General features: G+C 50.7%; 1 pseudogene. It reads left to right on the forward strand.

The features are described 5' to 3' along the window. Positions 1-509 (forward strand): annotated as a pseudogene (locus PGX78_RS09450) (translational GTPase TypA); the annotation flags it as partial.

The following is a 509-nucleotide window of genomic DNA, read 5'->3' on the forward strand; positions in this document are numbered from 1 at the left end:
ATCGACGTGCCTCAGGAATTTATGGGGGCCGTTATGGAACGGTTGGGTACGCGTAAGGCCGAAATGGTCAACATGGTCGATATTGCCGGCTATACACGGTTGGAATTTATTATTCCGGCTCGCGGACTCATCGGTTTCCGTAGTGAGTTTTTAACGGCTACGAAGGGTAACGGTATTATGTACCATGTCTTCCACGGTTATGCCCCTTGGAAGGGAGATATTCCCGGTCGTACGCGCGGCAGTCTCGTCGCCTTTGAAGCGGGCGAAACAACGGCTTACGGTATTTATAACTTGCAGGACCGAGGCACTATGTTCATTTCGCCGGCTCAGGAAATCTATCTCGGCCAGGTTATCGGTGAAAGTAATCGTGACGTAGATATTGATGTCAATCCGTGCAAGAAGAAACATCTCAGCAATACGCGTTCTTCCGCATCGGATGAGGCTCTCCGTCTCGTGCCGCCTCGCATCATGAGTTTGGAACAGGCCTTGGAATGGATTAATGACGACGA

This window comes from Megasphaera sp. AF13-6AC, assembly GCF_027685385.1.
Classification (GTDB): domain Bacteria; phylum Bacillota; class Negativicutes; order Veillonellales; family Megasphaeraceae; genus Megasphaera; species Megasphaera micronuciformis.